The sequence below is a fragment of the Micromonospora sp. SL4-19 genome (assembly GCF_047921475.1).
Lineage (GTDB): Bacteria > Actinomycetota > Actinomycetes > Mycobacteriales > Micromonosporaceae > Micromonospora.
On sequence record NZ_JBLROB010000001.1, the window covers coordinates 177,234 to 192,888 of the forward strand.

General features: G+C 73.2%; 13 protein-coding genes. 1 reads left to right on the forward strand and 12 read right to left on the reverse strand.

Going from position 1 to position 15,655, the window contains the following annotated elements:
* Positions 1–107 precede the first annotated feature (107 nt).
* The 12 genes from ACNAVT_RS00735 to ACNAVT_RS00790 form a co-directional block, all read right to left on the reverse strand.
* Complete coding sequence (locus tag ACNAVT_RS00735) at positions 108–1,517, reverse strand: MFS transporter (protein WP_416291788.1); 1,410 nt, start codon at positions 1,515–1,517, stop codon at positions 108–110.
* Between the two features lie 111 nt (positions 1,518–1,628).
* Entirely contained in the window at positions 1,629–2,723 is a 1,095-nt protein-coding gene (locus tag ACNAVT_RS00740) for a WxL protein peptidoglycan domain-containing protein (RefSeq protein ID WP_416291790.1), read from the reverse strand.
* A gap of 148 nt (positions 2,724–2,871) precedes the next feature.
* Positions 2,872–4,110, reverse strand: a complete 1,239-nt coding sequence (locus tag ACNAVT_RS00745; protein WP_416291792.1) for an Ig-like domain-containing protein — start codon at positions 4,108–4,110, stop codon at positions 2,872–2,874.
* A 140-nt stretch (positions 4,111–4,250) separates the two neighbouring features.
* Positions 4,251–5,078, reverse strand: a complete 828-nt coding sequence (locus tag ACNAVT_RS00750; RefSeq protein ID WP_416291793.1) for a phosphate ABC transporter ATP-binding protein — start codon at positions 5,076–5,078, stop codon at positions 4,251–4,253.
* Between the two features lie 14 nt (positions 5,079–5,092).
* Entirely contained in the window at positions 5,093–6,034 is a 942-nt protein-coding gene (locus ACNAVT_RS00755; protein WP_416291795.1) for a sortase, read from the reverse strand.
* A 15-nt stretch (positions 6,035–6,049) separates the two neighbouring features.
* Complete coding sequence (locus ACNAVT_RS00760) at positions 6,050–6,784, reverse strand: hypothetical protein (protein WP_416291797.1); 735 nt, start codon at positions 6,782–6,784, stop codon at positions 6,050–6,052.
* A 92-nt stretch (positions 6,785–6,876) separates the two neighbouring features.
* On the reverse strand, positions 6,877–7,983 hold the full coding sequence (locus ACNAVT_RS00765; protein ID WP_416291799.1) for a hypothetical protein: 1,107 nt from the start codon (positions 7,981–7,983) through the stop codon (positions 6,877–6,879).
* A gap of 176 nt (positions 7,984–8,159) precedes the next feature.
* Positions 8,160–10,619: a hypothetical protein gene (locus ACNAVT_RS00770; RefSeq protein ID WP_416291801.1), complete on the reverse strand. Its 2,460-nt coding sequence runs from the start codon at positions 10,617–10,619 to the stop codon at positions 8,160–8,162.
* Complete coding sequence (locus ACNAVT_RS00775) at positions 10,616–12,259, reverse strand: phosphate ABC transporter substrate-binding protein PstS (protein WP_416291803.1); 1,644 nt, start codon at positions 12,257–12,259, stop codon at positions 10,616–10,618. Before ACNAVT_RS00775 ends, ACNAVT_RS00770 begins: the two co-directional genes overlap by 4 nt.
* Before the next feature lie 8 nt (positions 12,260–12,267).
* A complete protein-coding gene (pstA, locus tag ACNAVT_RS00780) occupies positions 12,268–13,509 on the reverse strand; it encodes a phosphate ABC transporter permease PstA (RefSeq protein ID WP_416291805.1) in 1,242 nt (413 codons plus the stop codon).
* 9 nt (positions 13,510–13,518) lie between these two features.
* Complete coding sequence (gene pstC / locus ACNAVT_RS00785) at positions 13,519–14,535, reverse strand: phosphate ABC transporter permease subunit PstC (RefSeq protein ID WP_416291807.1); 1,017 nt, start codon at positions 14,533–14,535, stop codon at positions 13,519–13,521.
* Positions 14,532–14,984 carry a hypothetical protein gene (locus ACNAVT_RS00790; protein ID WP_416291809.1) on the reverse strand — a complete coding sequence of 151 codons (453 nt, stop codon included), beginning with the start codon at positions 14,982–14,984 and terminating at the stop codon, positions 14,532–14,534. The genes pstC and ACNAVT_RS00790 overlap by 4 nt, the downstream gene beginning before the upstream one ends.
* Before the next feature lie 333 nt (positions 14,985–15,317).
* On the opposite strand from ACNAVT_RS00790, the gene ACNAVT_RS00795 reads away from it, so the two are divergent.
* A complete protein-coding gene (locus ACNAVT_RS00795; protein WP_416291811.1) occupies positions 15,318–15,650 on the forward strand; it encodes a YciI family protein in 333 nt (110 codons plus the stop codon).
* Positions 15,651–15,655 lie beyond the last annotated feature (5 nt).

Sequence of the window (15,655 nt, forward strand, 5' to 3'; positions counted from 1 at the left end):
GGCCACGATAGTCGCCGCCCGCTCACTGGTCCCGCAGCCGACGCCAGCCGCAGGGCGTTCGGACGCCTACGCGGCATCGTCCTTTCGGGGTTCGCCCCTGTTGACGATCACGTCATCGACCCTGCCCCGGCGGAGACCGTCGTCGGCTCGGCGCGGGCCGCGCTGCGGCGGACCAGCACGCCGACGGTCACGGCGGCGGCCAGCGCCAGAGCGGCCATGGACCACAGCACCGTACGCAGCCCGCCGGTGAAACCCGGATCGGCGAGCCGGCCGGCGGTGGTGCTGGCCAGCACCGCGCCGACCACGGCGATGGCGACGGTTTCGCTGGTCAGCCGCGCCGTGTTGATCATCGCGGCGCCGGTGGCCGCGCGGGCCGGGGCGACGCTGCCGATCGCGATCGCGTCCAGCAGCCCGATGGACAGCCCGACCCCGACGCCGATGGTGAGCAGCGGCCCGGCCAGGGTGACGGTGTCCGCGTCCGGGCCGAGCACCGTGGCCCAGGCCGCTCCGGCGGCGACCACGACCACCGACACGACAGTGACCGCGGTGGCCGGGACCAGCCGGGTGAGCGTGCTGCTGAGCAGCGGCAGCACCAGGGTCGGCGCGGTGAGCAGGATCAGGGTGGCACCGGCCGCACCGGGGCTGAGCCCGACCACGGTGGTCAGGTACGACGGCAGGTAGACCAGCAGCGGCACCAGCACCGCCACGATGGTGGCCGCCGCCAGGCAGATGCCGACGAACCGGGGGCTGGCCAGCAGGGTCAGGTCGAACATCGGGTCGGCGCGGCGGCGTTCCACCCGGACGAAGACCACCAGCAGGGCCGCCGCGGCGACGAACGCGGCGAGGATCACCGGGGCGGCCCAGCCGTACTCGGGGCCCTGCACGAAACCGAAGATGGCCAGCAGCAGCGCGGCGGTGAACGAGACAGTGCCGGGCCAGTCGACCCGTCCGGGGTGCGGTTGGCGGGACTCCGGCAGCAGCGGGACCAGGGCGAGCACCGCGCAGGCGGCCAGGGCCGGGGCGGCGAAGACGGCCCGCCAGCCGAAGCCCTCGATGAGCAGCCCGGCGATCGACGGACCGAAGGCGAGGCCGACGCCGATGGTGGTCCCGAACACGCCGAAGACGCGGGCCTGGGCCCGGCCCTGGAACGTCCCGGCCAGCATGGCGGACGCGCTGGTCGCGGCGGCGGCCGCGCCGACACCGGCGAGGGCGCGGGCCAGGTCGAGCAGCACGATGCCCTCGGCGATCGAGGCGAGCAGCCCGCCGGCCGCGAAGACCGCCACGCCGATCGCGAAGACCCGGCGGCGGCCGAACAGGTCGGCGAGCGCGCCGGTGGCGAGCATGAAGCTGGCGAAGGTGGCGTTGTAGCCGTTCACCACCCACTGGACGCCGGCCAGCCCGGCGTCCAGGTCCCGGCCGATGTCCGGCAGCGCGACGGAGGCGCCGGTCAGCGAGACCGGCAGCGCGAGGGTGGACAGCAGGACGGCCACCAGCACGACGGCCGGGTGATTGCGCAAAAAGTCTCCCCGTTCGGACGGCTGCCCCAGCGTAGTTCGGTGGCCTGCGGCGGGATCCGTTCCGGGTCGAAGATCACAGGCCGGGCCAGCCGGCGGAGCAGGCGCGCCCGTTCAGGCGGTCGGTGACGGGGCGACGGTGCCCTCGGGCTCGTCGAGCACGCGCCGGCGCTGCCAGGCGATCACCCCGAGCGCCGCCAGGGCCACCACGATCAGCAGGGCACCGATGGTGGACCAGGGCGCCGCCCAGCTACCGGCCGAACGGCTGGTCGCCGGCAACCGCCCCTCGGCGGTGATCGGGTTCACCGTGACGACCGCGTCCAGTCGTCCCGCCGGCCAGACGTCGACGTCGCGGTCCAGCACGATCTCCCCGCCGGGCAGTAGTTCGGGCAGGGTGACCCGCTGCGGGCCGGCGAGCGAGAGGCCGAGGGGTCCTCGTACGCGTACCACGGCTTCACCGGCGACCATCCGGACGTTGCCGGTGTTGCGGACGCGGTACTGCACGCCCAGCCGGCCGTCGGCGAAGGGCAGGCCCGGAGTCCGGTAGGTGGTCTCCAGCCGTTCGATGCGTACCTCGGGCGCCAGTTCGCCCTCCACCCGCAGGTAGACCCGGGCCGCCACCCGGCGGTCCAGGTTGACCCGCTGGCCCTGGGCGTCGGTGCGGTGCTCGGTGACGGAGGCGACGATCCCCGCCGCGTGGTCGCCGGGGGTGGCCCGGGCCGGCACGGTCAGTCGAAACGGGATTTCCAGCCGCTTGCCGGCGGGCACGGTCCAGGACCGCCGGGGCAGCTGGATCCAGGAGCCGAGATCGGCCGGCTTGTCGCTGGCGGGCAGCAGGGCGAACGCCCCGTCGGCGGCGCTGTAGGCGTCGGTGGCGTAGACGGCGAAGGTGAGTGGCCGGTCGCTGAGGTTGCTGATCGCGACCCGGTCATCCACGTGGGTGCCGGCGCCGCTCTGGTACTCGAACAGGCTGCGGGCGGGGGTGCCCGTGCCGCTGGCCGGTTGCACCGCCCAGCGCAACTCGGCGTCGGCGGCGCCGCCGCGTGGCCCGGCCGCGGCGACGGGACCGGCCACGGCGGGCACGGTGGCGCCGGCGGGGACCGCCGCCGGGGTGGCGAGCGCCGGCGCGGGCCCGGCCGACAGGCCGACGGCCAGTACCGCGGCCAGCAACGACACGGCGCGCGTACGGCGGGACGGGCGGTGGCCCATGCGGAACTCCGTCTCTGCTGGTTTCGAGTGCCCGAGCACGCTCGGGGCGGCAGGTGAGGTGCGGAGGTGCCGCCGGGTGATCCCGGCAGACCGGGAGGACGGCACCTCCGCGTGGTGTCCGGGCCGGTACGGCGCCCGGAGCGGTCGGTCAGGCCAGGGTCAGGGTGAGCGTCGCGGCGTAGCTGCCCGGGACCGCCGAGTCCGGGATGTCCAGGGTCAGCCCGGCACCGCACTCGAAGACGCCGGCGCTGGCGCCGGAGTCGGCCTTGCAGAGGGTGCGGGCCGAGCCGAGGCCGCTCCCGGTGCCCGGGGCGGCGGTGGCACCGGCCACCACGGTCCCGGAGGCGTCGACCTTCGCCGCGTTCGGCGCCCAGCCCAGGTTGTCACCGGGGATCTGGGTGCCGCCGTTGGCGAAGTCCTGGACCTGGCCGACCAGGTTCCAGCCGGCGTTGGTGCCGCGCAGGTCGGTCACCGTGGCCTTGTTCAGCCCACCGGTGGCCTGCCCGCCGACCACACCGCCGGTCAGGTTGACCGTGTCACCGGCGAGGCCGAGCGAGAAGGCGCCCGGGGCGACGTCGGCGAGGATGGTCTGCGAGCCGCTGGCGCCGCCGACCGGCGCGGTGATCTCGTAGGACACCGCGGCGGAGGTGGAGCCGGCGTAGTCGCTGCCGGCCGGGGTGAAGACCGCGGTCAGCGAGAGGGTGCCGATCGGCAGGTTGCTGGCGGCCAGGCTGGCGGTGCCACCGGAGACCGGAGCGGTGCCCACGGTGGTGGCGCCACGCTTGAAGGCGACCGTGCCGGTCGCGGCCGACGGGGTCACCGTGGCGGTCAGGGTGACCGGCGCGCCGTACGCGGCGGTGCCGGCCGGGGAGGCGGCCAGGGTGGTGGTGGTCGGCTCGGCGACCACCACGCCGGCCACCGTCCAGGTGCCGTTGTTGACCTTGATCGGGGCCCGGAAGTAGTTCGGGTTGTCCCCGAGGATCTCCCCGGAGCACTGGATCACGATCTCGTAGTTGCCGTTGGCCGGGACCCCGCCCAGCGCCCGGGCCATCGACCGGTTCGTCCCCAGCGAGAACGGACCCGCGTCGTAGTTGTTGTCACTGCCGATCTTGTTCAGGTTGTTGTACGGACCACCGACCGGGCCGACCTTCGCCACCGCGTTCGTGCCGTAACCGGTCGGGCAGGCCGCCGACGTCGCCGCCGAGGTGAACATCGGCGTCGCGTCGTCCACCCCCGAACCCACCGACCCGCTCGTCGGCGTGATCGTCAGCGTGCCCAGATCGGCGGCGAACGCCGGGCTGGACACCCCGACCACCGCCACCGAGGAGAGCACTGCCGCTCCCAGCAGCGCGGCCATCCGGGCCGCGCGGGAGGACGGAGCCTTCATGAATCACTTCCTCTACTCGAAGTGAACGCCGGTGCCCGGCGGGCACCGGGGCTTAGGTTTCGGGTGGCCTGTGACCCGCTGAACAGGCCAACTCATACGCCGGACATGCGCGAGGCGAATTCGCGGTGACCGCGCCCGGGTCAGCCGAACCGGCCGTGCACGTAGTCGGCGGTGCGGCTGTCGAGGGGGCGGGAGAACATCGCCTCGGTCGGGCCGTGTTCGACGATCACGCCCGGGGTGCCCTGCTCGGCGAGGAAGAACGCGCACTGCTGGGAGACCCGGGCGGCCTGTTGCATGTTGTGCGTGACGATCACGATGGTGACGTCGCTGGCCAGCTCGGCGATGGTTTCCTCGATCCGTCGGGTCGAGGTGGGGTCGAGGGCCGAGCAGGGTTCGTCCATCAGCAGCACCCGGGGGCGTACGGCCAGCGACCGGGCGATGCACAGGCGTTGCTGCTGCCCGCCGGAGAGCGCCCCGCCGGGCTGCCGCAGCCGGGCGTTCACCTCCTTCCACAGCCCGGCGCGGACCAGGCACTCCTCCACCAGGTCGTCCTTGGCCCGCCGGTTGGCCCGGATCCCGGTGAGCCGCAGGCCGGCGAGAACGTTGTCGTAGATGGACATCGCGGGGAACGGGTTGGGTTTCTGGAACACCATGCCTATCTGCCGGCGGGCTGCGGTGAGCCGGCGGGAGGGCTCGTAGATGTCGACCCCGTCCAGCAGCACCTCGCCGGCGAGCGACGCGCCGGGCACCAGCTCGTGCATCCGGTTGAGGATGCGCAGGAAGGTGGACTTGCCGCAGCCGGAGGGCCCGATCAGCGCGGTCACCTGGCCGGCCGGCATGGTGAGCGAGACCCGGTCGAGCACCTTGTGCCCGCCGAACCAGGCGGAGACGGCCCGGGCGTCGAGCTGGCCGGAGAGGGGCGGCACCGCGGGGGCGTCGATCCGGGTCAGGTCGAGGGAGGTGGTCATGACGGCCTCTCTTCTCACAGCAGGTTCGGCAGCAGCCGGCTGAGCTGGTCTGCGACGGCAGCGCCCAGCGCGCCGAGGACGGGAACACCGACGACCCACGCCTGCCACCGCCCCCAGCGGGTGCGCAGCCAGGCGAAACCGAGCGCCGCGGCGGCGAGCGCCTGGCACCACAGCAGCAGCGGGGTCCACGCCCCGGGGTCGCTGGCCATCGGCTTCTCGGCGGGTGGCAGGCTCGCGGCGGTCAGCGGCCGCGGGCCGGTCGGTTGCGGCGCCGAGATCAGGTCGGCGTCGACCCGGACCAGATCGTGCGGCAGGAACGGCTGCCCGTCGGCGGTGATGAGGGTGAGCCGTCCGGCGCCGGTGGCCAGCGGCGGTGGCGCCAGGTCGCCGGTGCGGCGGACGGACTGCACCCGGTAGGTGTGCTCGCCCTGACCGGTGACCATGGTGATGATGTCGCCGGTGTCGAGCAGGTCCAGGTCGCTGAACGGCCCGCCGTACGCGGCGCGCCGGCCGAGCAGCACGCTGGTGCCCGGCTGGCCGGGCAGCACGGTGTCCCGCCGGTGCCCGGGACCGGAGGTGAGCACCCCACCGGCGGTGCCCTCCAGGACCACCTGCCGCAGCTTCAGCCGTGGAATGCGCAGCACCGCGACCGGGGTGCCCGGGGCGAGCAGTCGCCCGGCAGGGTCGACCTGGCCGGTGGGGGCGGTCGCGCTGGCGAGCTGGCCGCGCAGGTCCGCGTAGGCGGTCTGCTGGTCGCGGGCGTACTGCAACCGGCTCAGCAGGGTCAGGTGCGCCACGAAGCCGAGGAGCACGACGGCGAGCAGGGTCAGCGTCGTGGCCACGACCTGCGCCGTGGCGGCCGGCCGGGGTGCGAGGCGTGGCGCGGCGGCCGGGCGGACCGCGGGACGCGGCGCGTCGGCCGATGGGGGCGGTGGCGAGAGCGGGGCGGCGGTCACAGGGTTCCTCCGGGGTCAGCCGGCGAGGTCGTCGCCGATGAAGGCGGCGCGTCGGCGGGCCGCGGCCCGCAGCACGGTGCCGGCGACGACCAGCAGCAGGCCGGCGGCGACCACTGCGGCGACCGCAAGGCCGGTACGCGGCAGCGTTCCGCCGTTGCCGGGGTTGCCGGGCCGGGCGGTGGGACTGGCGCTCGGGTCGGCCGGACTGCTGCCGCCCGGGGCGGGGGCCACCTCCGCGCGCAGGCCGATGGATCCCGACGGGCCGCCGGGTGGGTTGGACGGCTGGGGGGACGCGGCGGACACCGTCCAGGTCCCGTCCCGCACCGTGATCGGGGCCCGGAAGTAGTTCGGGTTGTCCCCGAGGATCTCCCCGGAGCACTGGATCACGATCTCGTAGTTGCCGTTGGCCGGGACCCCGCCCAGTGCCTTGGCCATCGACCGGTTCGTGTCCAGCGAGAACGGACCCGCGTCGTAGTTGTTCTCGCTGCCGATCTTGTTCAGGTTGTTGTACGGACCACCGACCGGACCGACCTTCGCCACGGCGTTCGTGCCGTAACCGGTCGGGCAGGGCGCCGACGTCGCCGCCGAGGTGAACATCGGCGTCGCGTCGCCCGCCCCCGAACCCACCGACCCGCTCGTCGGCGTGATCGTCAGCGTGCCCAGATCGGCGGCGTACGCGGGCACGGCGGGCACCACCAGGGCCAGCAGCAGGCCGGTCAGGGCCGCCGCCAGGGTTGTCGACTGTCGCATGAGGACACCTCTCGTCGGGGACGCGGGGTGGCCGGACGCCCTTGTCGGGCGCCCGGCCACCGTGGTCACGCCGGACCCTCGTGGGGCACGGCTCAGCCGTTGGCCTTCAGGTACGTGTCGCCGCAGCCCTGCTGGAGCAGGTCGGCCGGCTGGCTGCCGGTCGGGGCGCGGTAGCCGAAGCCGAAGGCGGTGATCACCTGGTCGCGGGTGCAGACCGCCGAGCCGGCGCCGACGAAGGTGCTGGCCACCGTCGGGTTGCTGAGCCGGGCGGTCGGGATGACGTTGTAGACGTCCCGGGTGAGCGGGAAGCCGATGTTCAGGCTGCCGGTGAAGCCGCCGGCGCCGACCCGCGGGCCCACGCCGTTGATCTTGCCGAGCGCCGCCTGGCCGCGCCGGTCCTGGACGTTGACCTGCACGCCGCCGATGGTCTTGCCGGCGTTCTCCTGGGCGATGTACTGCGCGATGGAGAACGGCACCAGGTAGTTCAGCTGCCCGTTGAGCACCCGCCCGTCGTGCTCCTGCACCGTGTTGTTGAGACTCTGCAGGCACGGGTAGTCACCGGCGCTGATCTCCGACTCGGAGATGCCCATCTTGCTGTTCCAGAACGACCGGGTGCCGGAGCCGGACTGGATCAGCAGCGGGGTCACCGCGACCCCGTTGATCTTGGTGGTCAGGCACCGGTAGATCCGCTGGAGCTGGACCAGGGTGAGGTTGCTGGGCAGGTCGCTGTCGGCGTTGACGGCGTAGGTCACGCCGTCCACGCCGAAGGAGACGTAGGTGTAGAGGCCGGTGGTGCCGGGCGTGCCGGACGGGCCGCTGGACGAGCGCGCGAAGTCGACGCACCCGAGGACGTTGGCGCTCTGGTAGATGCCCCCACTCTCGCCTTCCGAGGCGCGCAACGCGGTGCGGCCCGCGCCGGAGCCGTCCGGCCGCGGGAACTGGCAGTTGCTGGCCCTGGTCTTGATGTTGGCGCTGCCCCGGGCGTCCCAGGAGGCGATGATCTTGGCACCGCCGGCCGCGGTGATGGCGTCACCGAGGCCGTTCATCACGTCCTGGGTGGTGTCGGACCCGACGCCGGCCAGGGTCCGGTAGTCGGTGGCCGGGCTCGGGTCGCCGTACGCCGGTCCCCCCACCGCCACGGCGACCATCAGCGCACCGAGCGACGCCGCCAGCGCCCGGGCGATCTGTGTCAGCTGCATGCTGTCTCCCTTTCCGCACAGGATTTGGGCCGCCCAGCGCCGATCGGGTCTGGGCAGGACCATGCTCGTCACGACGGACCGGCGGCTGATACCGCGCGCCGGAGAACGTTTGCTCCGCAGTGCCTCGCCAACATGCACGCCGGATGAACGGGCCGGCCGGGGCGGGCGCGCGGGGGTCATGACCCGACTCCGGGGGCGCGACGCCGTCCGATCAGGCGCACCAGCGGACCGGCGAGGGCGGCCGCGGCGCCGAGACCGAGGGCGCCGAGCAGGGCGTACCGGATCGCGCCGAGCGGCTGCCCCTGGGTGAGCGCCGCGACCGGCGTGCCTGACGGGCGGGCCGGCGCGGCCGGGGTGGTCGGGGCGGTCGGCTGGGCGACCGGGCGGACGCCGGACGCGGGCGTGGCCGTGCCGTCGGGTGCCGCGGCGGCCGGCGGCGGCGCACCGCCGGGCTCGGCGACGAGCGGCGGCGACGACGAGGACCCGGCCGGCGCCGCGTTCTGCAGGACGTCGGCGGCCGCGCCGGCCTCGGCCCGCAGTGCCGCCGGCAGCGGTACGTACCCGCCGGGCAGCTGTCCCCGTTGGACGCCCGGGTTCTGCCCCGTGCCGACGGCGTACCGGATCAGGTTGGCGTAGTCCCGCCGCGCCGCCGGCTCGTCGGTGGTGTCGCCGACGGCGTAGGCGACCATCCCGAGCGGGTACGCCCCGGCCACCCTGGCGTCCGGGTCGATCCGGCGTACGCCCGGGGTGCCGCTGGGCACCATCGCGGCCGCCGCGGCCAGCAGCGCCTGGTCGGTGGGGGCGACGAACTCTCCGGCCCGGTTGCGCAGCCGGGCGGTGAGCAGCCCGTACCGGGCGGCGGTGGCCGCGTCGGTGATCGAGGCCGAGAAGCGCTGGGTCACCTGCTGCGGCGGGAACGCCTTGTACGCCTTGGGATAGGCGAACTGATCCCACAACGTCCGGTTCTTCGCGTCGGCGCGCAGCGTCTGGTAGCCGGCGTCGGCGAACGAGCCCATGTACGGGCGCAGGTCCAGGGCGCAGTACTTGTCCTGTTCGACCGGCTGCTCACAACCGAGGTCGGCGCGGGGGAAGTACGCCGGCGCCACCGACGTGGCGAAGATCTGCAGGTACTCCTTGTTGACCACCATGCCGTGTTCGTCCGGCTTGCCGCCCAGCCAGGCGCGGGCATCCGGGTCGGCCAGGATCCACTGCCACACCTCCCGTGCCACAGCTGAGTTCCCGATGGGGACCATCAGCCCGTCGAACTTGGCGATCGAGGTGAAACCCTCGAACTGCGGGTTGGCCTCGGCGAACTCGGGATCCTGGCGAATCGTGCGCGGGTTGTCCTTCAGGTAGGCGTAGGCCTCCTGGGTGCTGCCGGGGATATCCCGTTTGTACGACTGGGTGAGCAGCTTCGCCACCAGCCGCGGCGTGAGGTTGAGCTCGCGGATCATCGTGCCGGCGCGGCTGTCGGTGTTGCCGGGATCGATCTGGAAGTCGATGTTGAAGGCGATCACCGCTGCGGACAGAGCGACCGGTGCGTGCACCACCCGTGGCCCGTCCGGCGGCGGCACCACCGGGTCGCTGGTGAAGACCAGGCCGGGGCCGTCGGGCGCCAGCAACTGGCGTGCCGCGTTGTCGTCGGCGGCGGTGGAGTAGCCGAAGACCGGGCCGTCGTTCGCGCAGAGCGCCGGCTGCCAGGACAGCATCGCGCCGGCCACCAGCTCCGTCCCGGTGGTGCGCCGCTCCGCGCGGTCCAGCGGGCAGAACGCCTCGACCGGCTGGAACTGCAGGGGCACCGGGATCGCGTCGCGGAAGACGGAGGCGCCCAGCGGGCTCCCCTCGACCTGCGTCGTCGGGTTTTGGGACCGGTCGTGGTCGCCTCTGGGCACGATCACCAGCCAGCAGGTGAGGTGCCCGGGGCTGCCGCAACCCAGATGGGGCGCCTCGACTTCGGTCTGCATCTCGAAGACCACCCGGCCGGTGCCGTCGGCCGCGGTGACCGCCTTGGAGATTTCGTTGGTGGTATAGACGCTGTAGTAGTCGGCGAGGACATCCGCCTCGGTCGACGCGCAGTCGAGCTTCTGCTCCGGCGGACCGCACGGCTTGCGCGGCCACGGCTGATCCGCGCCGCCGTGCGGGGTGGGCTTGCCCTCGACCGGCCGGAACGGCACCATCTGGGCGTCCCGCGGCAGGCTCTCGCAGGGCCCCCCGTCGTCACCCGGACAGCGGGGATCCACCCCGGACGGCGCCCGGGCCGGGATGGAGGTGCCGCCCAGCTGGCAGGTCTCCCGGAAGTCCGGCGCCGTCGGGTCGGGGCCCCAGCACTGCATGAGCTGGAGGTAGTTGGTCGCGGCCGGGTCGTCGTCGCGGCGGGTGCTCGGCCGGCCACCGCTCCAGCTGACGACGACGCCCTGGCTGGTCAGCTCCCTGGTCTGGGCGACGGTGATGGTCAGGCCGGTGAAGTCGTCGCCGAAGACACCCTTCCGCCCGTGCACCGTCACCGCCGAGTCGGTGACCGGGTCCTGCGGACCGCCGGTGGCGGCCGTGGCGTCCGGGGGCCGCACGTCCACGGCGATCAGCCCGGCGAGGGCGAGCAGCAGCCCGGCGACGGCCAGCGCGCGACGGCGGCTCATCGCTGTCCGCCCTCGCCGCGCCGGCCCAACGCCCGGGCCAGCAGCGGCGGCCCGGCCACCACCAGCACCAGCAGCAGCCCGGAGAGGATCATCAGCACCCGGACCAGCCCGGAGTCGCCGCCGGCGGCCAGCGCCACCGGCACACCGTCGACGTACTGGCCGCCGGCGCCGGCACCCTCGCCGACCAGTTCACCGGTGTCGGGGTCGACCTGTGCCCCCGGAGCCGACGCGCCGCCCGGACCGCCCGTGCCCGCGGCGGTCGGGGTGGCGGTGGCGCGCGGACCAGTGCCGCCGGTCCCGGTTCCCCCGGTGCTGCCCTGGCTGCCCTGGCTGCCGCTGGTCGGCGTGTCCTGCCGGGCACCGCCGGTGCCGGTCGAACATTGGGTCGGGCCGTCCTTCTTGTCGCACTCCGGCGGGTACGGCGCGGTCTTCGCCAGCGCGTTCGACCCGTCCGAGGAGAAGGTCGGGTTGTTGCAGTTGCGGATGTCCTTCTTGTCGGGGCTCACACCGGGGATCCGGAGAACCTGCTCCATTCCGGCCTCGACCAGGTTCTTCGGAAGCGGCGAGTAGCCCAGGCCGCTGACCAGCCGCTGTCCCTCGCAGAGGAAGTACTTGGCGAACTCGCCGAGGGTGTATCCCTTGTCGTTGGTGAAGCCGTTCTCCAGCTTGATCGGCAGAATCATGTACGAGTACGACGACAACGGATACGCCCGCTTGTCCTTGTTGTTGTAGACGCCCTCGAGCTTCTGGGTCAGGTCCGCCGGGTCGATGCGCGCGCCGAGCAGGCCGACGGCCACGCTGGGCGCCTTCGGCTCGACGTAGTAACCGGCGGCGTTGAGCACCTTGGCGACCGGGAAGCCGGAGGTGTTGGCGTACGCGTACTCGACGTAGGTGATCGAGCCCTCGCCGAGCGCCTGGCCGACGTAGCCGGCGACGCCGAGCGAGCCGGCCTGCGCGACCACCGACCCGTCGGTCGGGTACGGGTAGTACGAGGTCACTCCGCACGGGGCGGCTCGCTGGGTGCGGCGGCACCAGTCGTTCCACAGATCCGGGTACTGCGTGCTCATCCAGAGGCTGAACTGGGCGGTGGTGCCGGACCCGTCGGAGCGGACCACCGGCACGATCCGCCGGGCCGGCAGGGCCAGCCCCGGGTTGTCGTCCTTGATCTGCTGGTCGTTCCAGACCGTGATCTTCCGGGTGAAGATCTTGGTGAGCACGTCCCCGGAGAGCCGCAGGTTGGTCACGAGCTTCCCGCCGATGCGCAGGTGGTACATGAACGCCGTGCCACCGGCCACGATCGGCATGTACGCGAAGCTGCGGGCCGGGGGCGGATCGGTGGTGCCGGCGCCGGCGTCGCGCAGCCCGTACGGGATCTCCGAGACGGCGAAGTCGACGGTGCCGTTGCGGAACTGGTTACGCCCGTCGGACGAGCCCGTTCCGGTGTAGGTGACCTTGATGCCGTTCTTGTAGACGTTCGACTTCCACTCGCGGATCGCGATCTCGCTCCACGTGGAGCCGACGCCGGAGATCGGCACGTACTTCGCGGCCGAGGCGGGGGTGGCGAAGCCGATGACGGCCGCCAGCACCGCGGTGACCAGGGCCGCCGCGGTGACCCGGCGGCGCGCTGCGCGTGTCGACATGGGTGTCCTCACTCTGGGGTGGATCCGGAATCGGGGGCGGCGGAGGCGCGACGGGCGTATCGGAGCGCGTCGCGACGGGAGGCGCGGACCCGGCTGGCCTGCTGGCCGCGGCTGAGCTGGCCCGGTCCCCGTCCGCCGACGAGCCGGGCCAGCACGAACAGCAGCAGCACCAGTACGAGCAGCACGGTGGCCGCGCCGAAGCCGCGGGACACGTCGTACGCCGAGGCGGAGCCGACCAGCTTGAAGGTCATCAACGGCAGGGAGACCTGCGGGCCGTGGCGCGGGTCGAGGTTGAGCCCGTCGGCGAAGCCCGCGGTGAGCAGCACCGGCGAGGTCTCCCCGATGCCCCGGGCGGTGCCCAGGATCACCGCGGTAGCCAGCCCGGACCGGGCCGTCGGCAGCAGCACGAACAGGGCGGTCCGCCACTGCGGCGCCCCCAGGGCGAGCGACGCCTCGCGCAGCGTGCCGGGGACCAGCCGCAGCACCACGTCGGCGGCGCGGATGACGATCGGCAGCATCATCACCGTGATCGCCAGGCCGGCGGCGAAGCCCGACCGCTCCACCCGGTGCGTGACGATCACGGTCGCGTAGATGAACAGGCCGGCCACGATGGACGGCAGCGCGGTCATCGCCTCGCAGACGGTACGCACCACCCGGGTGAACCGGCCCGGCACCTCGTTGAGGAAGACCGCGCTGGCCAGCCCGAGCGGGATGGTGATGATCAGCGCGATGGTGATCTGCTCCAGGGTGCCGACGATCCCGTGCAGGATGCCGCCCCGGTTCAGCGGGAGCAGCGGGCCGGCGGAGGAGAGGTCCTCGGTGAAGAAGTTGCCGTGCCAGAAGATCGCCTTGGCACCGCGGGAAACCGGGTAGGCGACCACCACCACGAGGGCGAGCAGCAGCAGAGCCGCCAGGCTGTGCACGACGACGGCGACCGTCCGGTCCCGGACGGTGGGCCCGTCCTCGTCCAGCGAGACCAGCAGCGCGTAGCAGCCGACGAAGGTCAGCCAGGCCAGCACGACGAAGCCGAGCGGGCCGTTGAACGGGGCCAGCCGGACGAAGACCACGGTGGTCAGTGCGAGCGCCGCCGCCGCCGCGCCGAGCAGGGCGAGCACGTCGCTGCGCCGCACCCCGCCGATGCGGCGGCGCGGCTCCGGTCCGGCGGGGCGCGGCTCGCGTACCGGAACGGTGGTGGTGGCGGCCGGCGGTGGCGCGGTGGGAACGGTGGTCGGGACCGTGTCGGTGCTCATCGACTCTCCTCAGGCGTCACTTGCGGCACCCGACCGGCTCCGGGCGATGATCGACGAGGCGACGAAGTTGACCACCAGGGTCAGCGCGAACAGCGCCAGACCGGCCGCCATCAGCGCGGAGATGCCGATCTTCGAGGCGTCGCCGTAGCGGAGCGCGATCAGCGCCGAGACGCTGTTGGCACCGTTGGCCAGCAGGTGCGGCTGGATGGCGAAGACCGGCGAGATGATCATGTAAACGGCGATGGTCTCACCGAGTGCCCGGCCCAGCCCGAGCATCGAGCCGCCGATCATCCCGCCTCGACCGAAGGGGAGCACGACGGCGCGGATCATGCCCCAGCGGGTGGCACCCAGGGCGTACGCGCCCTCCCGCTCCCCCACCGGGGCCTGGGAGAAGACCTCGCGCATGACCGAGCACACGATCGGGGTGATCATCAGCCCGACCACCAGGCCGGCGATGAAGGTCGACGAGGTGTACGCGGCGGCCGGCGACAGCGGGTCACGCGGATCGGCGCCCGGCACCCGGAACAGCGGGATCCAGCCGAACCATGTGGAGATCCAGCGGGACAGGCCGATCACCTGACCCTGCAGCAGGAACGCGCCCCACAGGCCGTAGACCACGCTCGGCACCGCGGCCATCAGGTCGACGAGGCTGACCAGGGTGCGCCGCAGCCGCCGGGGCGCGAACTCGGAGATGTAGAGCGCGGTGCCGGTGGCCAGCGGCACCGCCACGCTGATCGCCACCGCGGCGATCAGCACGGTGCCGGTGAGCACCGCGGCGATGCCGAAGGTGCCGGAATCCGGCTCCCAGGTCCGGGTCGTCAGGAAGTCCGGTCCGGCCACCCGCAGCGCCAGCGCCGCCCGGTACGTCAGGAACACCCCGACCATCGTCATGATGAGCAGGACCAGCAGCCCCGCGCCGCGGACCCCGCCGCGGAAGAGCAGGTCGGCCGGGCCGCGGCGCTGGCGGATCCGCCGCGGCCGGTCGGACGGCGCGTCGACCTCGACCGGCAGCATGGTGGCGGTCACCGGAGCACCCGACGCACCGGCGTGCCCGGTCGGGTGTCGCCCTCGCCCGGGCCACCGTGCCAGCGTCCCCGCCGCACCGTGCGGGTGCCGGGCACCACCTCGGCGGCGGGCAGCGCCTCCAGGAATCGTTCCAGGTTGTAGCTGCACTCCCGCATCCGCAGGTAGGAGCGGCTGGCCCCGGCGACCTGCCGGTCGTCGAGCTCGACCCGCCAGGTCCACTGGCCGGTCTCCTCCACGTTGCTCAGCAGCGGGTGGCAGCGCGGCCCACCCTCGCGCAGCATCAGCACGGCGTCACGGCAGTCGGCGTAGCTGCGGTGGACGCCGGCGCCCCGCCCGAGGGCGCGGTTGTTTGGCGAGACCAGCATCCACACCACGCCGCCGGGCGAGTCGCCCTGCGAACCGGCGGACGGAAGCACGGTCAGGAACACGAAGCGCGCGAGTTGCACCACGACCCCTTCCTCATGCGGAACCGCTCATCCCCAGGACGGGATCAGGTTCGGGAGCAGGGATGTCGTCTCCCGCATCCATCGGCTCACGCCAGACATGCAAGAGATGAACAACGCGTGAGGAGAGCTCCACCGTTCGTCAGGGTCGGCCGACCGGTACGACCACGACCGGCGCCGAACAGCCGCGCACGGACCACGACGGCGTGACTCTCCGCTGAACAGCGCAGCCGGGCCCGGGACATGACCGCCGGAAATTTCTGGTACGCAGGTGTCCGGATCCAGGTCCCTCGTTCGTCAGCTGGGCGGAACCACGACACGACACGGAGGAGCGAACCGATGAAGTACATGATGCTCGTCTGCACCGACACCGAGCCGGACAAGGACCCGAGCGCCGCGCCCGACATCGAGAAGTGGGTGGCCGAGCGGGACGCCAGCGGCCAGCGCGTGACGGGCAGCAGGTTCGCCGCGCCGTCGGCGGCCACCACGGTCCGGGTCCGCGACGGCGAACTGCTGCTCACCGACGGCCCGTTCGCCGAGACCAAGGAGGTGATCGTGGGCTTCGACCTGCTCGACTGCGCCGACCTGGACGAGGCGGTCGAGGTGGCCCGCGCCCACCCGATGGCGTACGCCGGCCGGATCGAGCTGCGTCCCCTCGTGGACCTGGACTGACGCCG

Coding starts and splice junctions, on each gene's coding strand:
- ACNAVT_RS00770 (WP_416291801.1), bottom strand. CDS start 10,619: ATGAGCCGCCGTCGCGCGCTGGCCGTCGCCGGGCTGCTGCTCGCCCTC.
- ACNAVT_RS00765 (WP_416291799.1), bottom strand. CDS start 7,983: ATGCAGCTGACACAGATCGCCCGGGCGCTGGCGGCGTCGCTCGGTGCG.
- ACNAVT_RS00740 (WP_416291790.1), bottom strand. CDS start 2,723: ATGGGCCACCGCCCGTCCCGCCGTACGCGCGCCGTGTCGTTGCTGGCC.
- ACNAVT_RS00745 (WP_416291792.1), bottom strand. CDS start 4,110: ATGAAGGCTCCGTCCTCCCGCGCGGCCCGGATGGCCGCGCTGCTGGGA.
- ACNAVT_RS00795 (WP_416291811.1), top strand. CDS start 15,318: ATGAAGTACATGATGCTCGTCTGCACCGACACCGAGCCGGACAAGGAC.
- ACNAVT_RS00760 (WP_416291797.1), bottom strand. CDS start 6,784: ATGCGACAGTCGACAACCCTGGCGGCGGCCCTGACCGGCCTGCTGCTG.
- ACNAVT_RS00775 (WP_416291803.1), bottom strand. CDS start 12,259: ATGTCGACACGCGCAGCGCGCCGCCGGGTCACCGCGGCGGCCCTGGTC.
- ACNAVT_RS00750 (WP_416291793.1), bottom strand. CDS start 5,078: ATGACCACCTCCCTCGACCTGACCCGGATCGACGCCCCCGCGGTGCCG.
- pstA (WP_416291805.1), bottom strand. CDS start 13,509: ATGAGCACCGACACGGTCCCGACCACCGTTCCCACCGCGCCACCGCCG.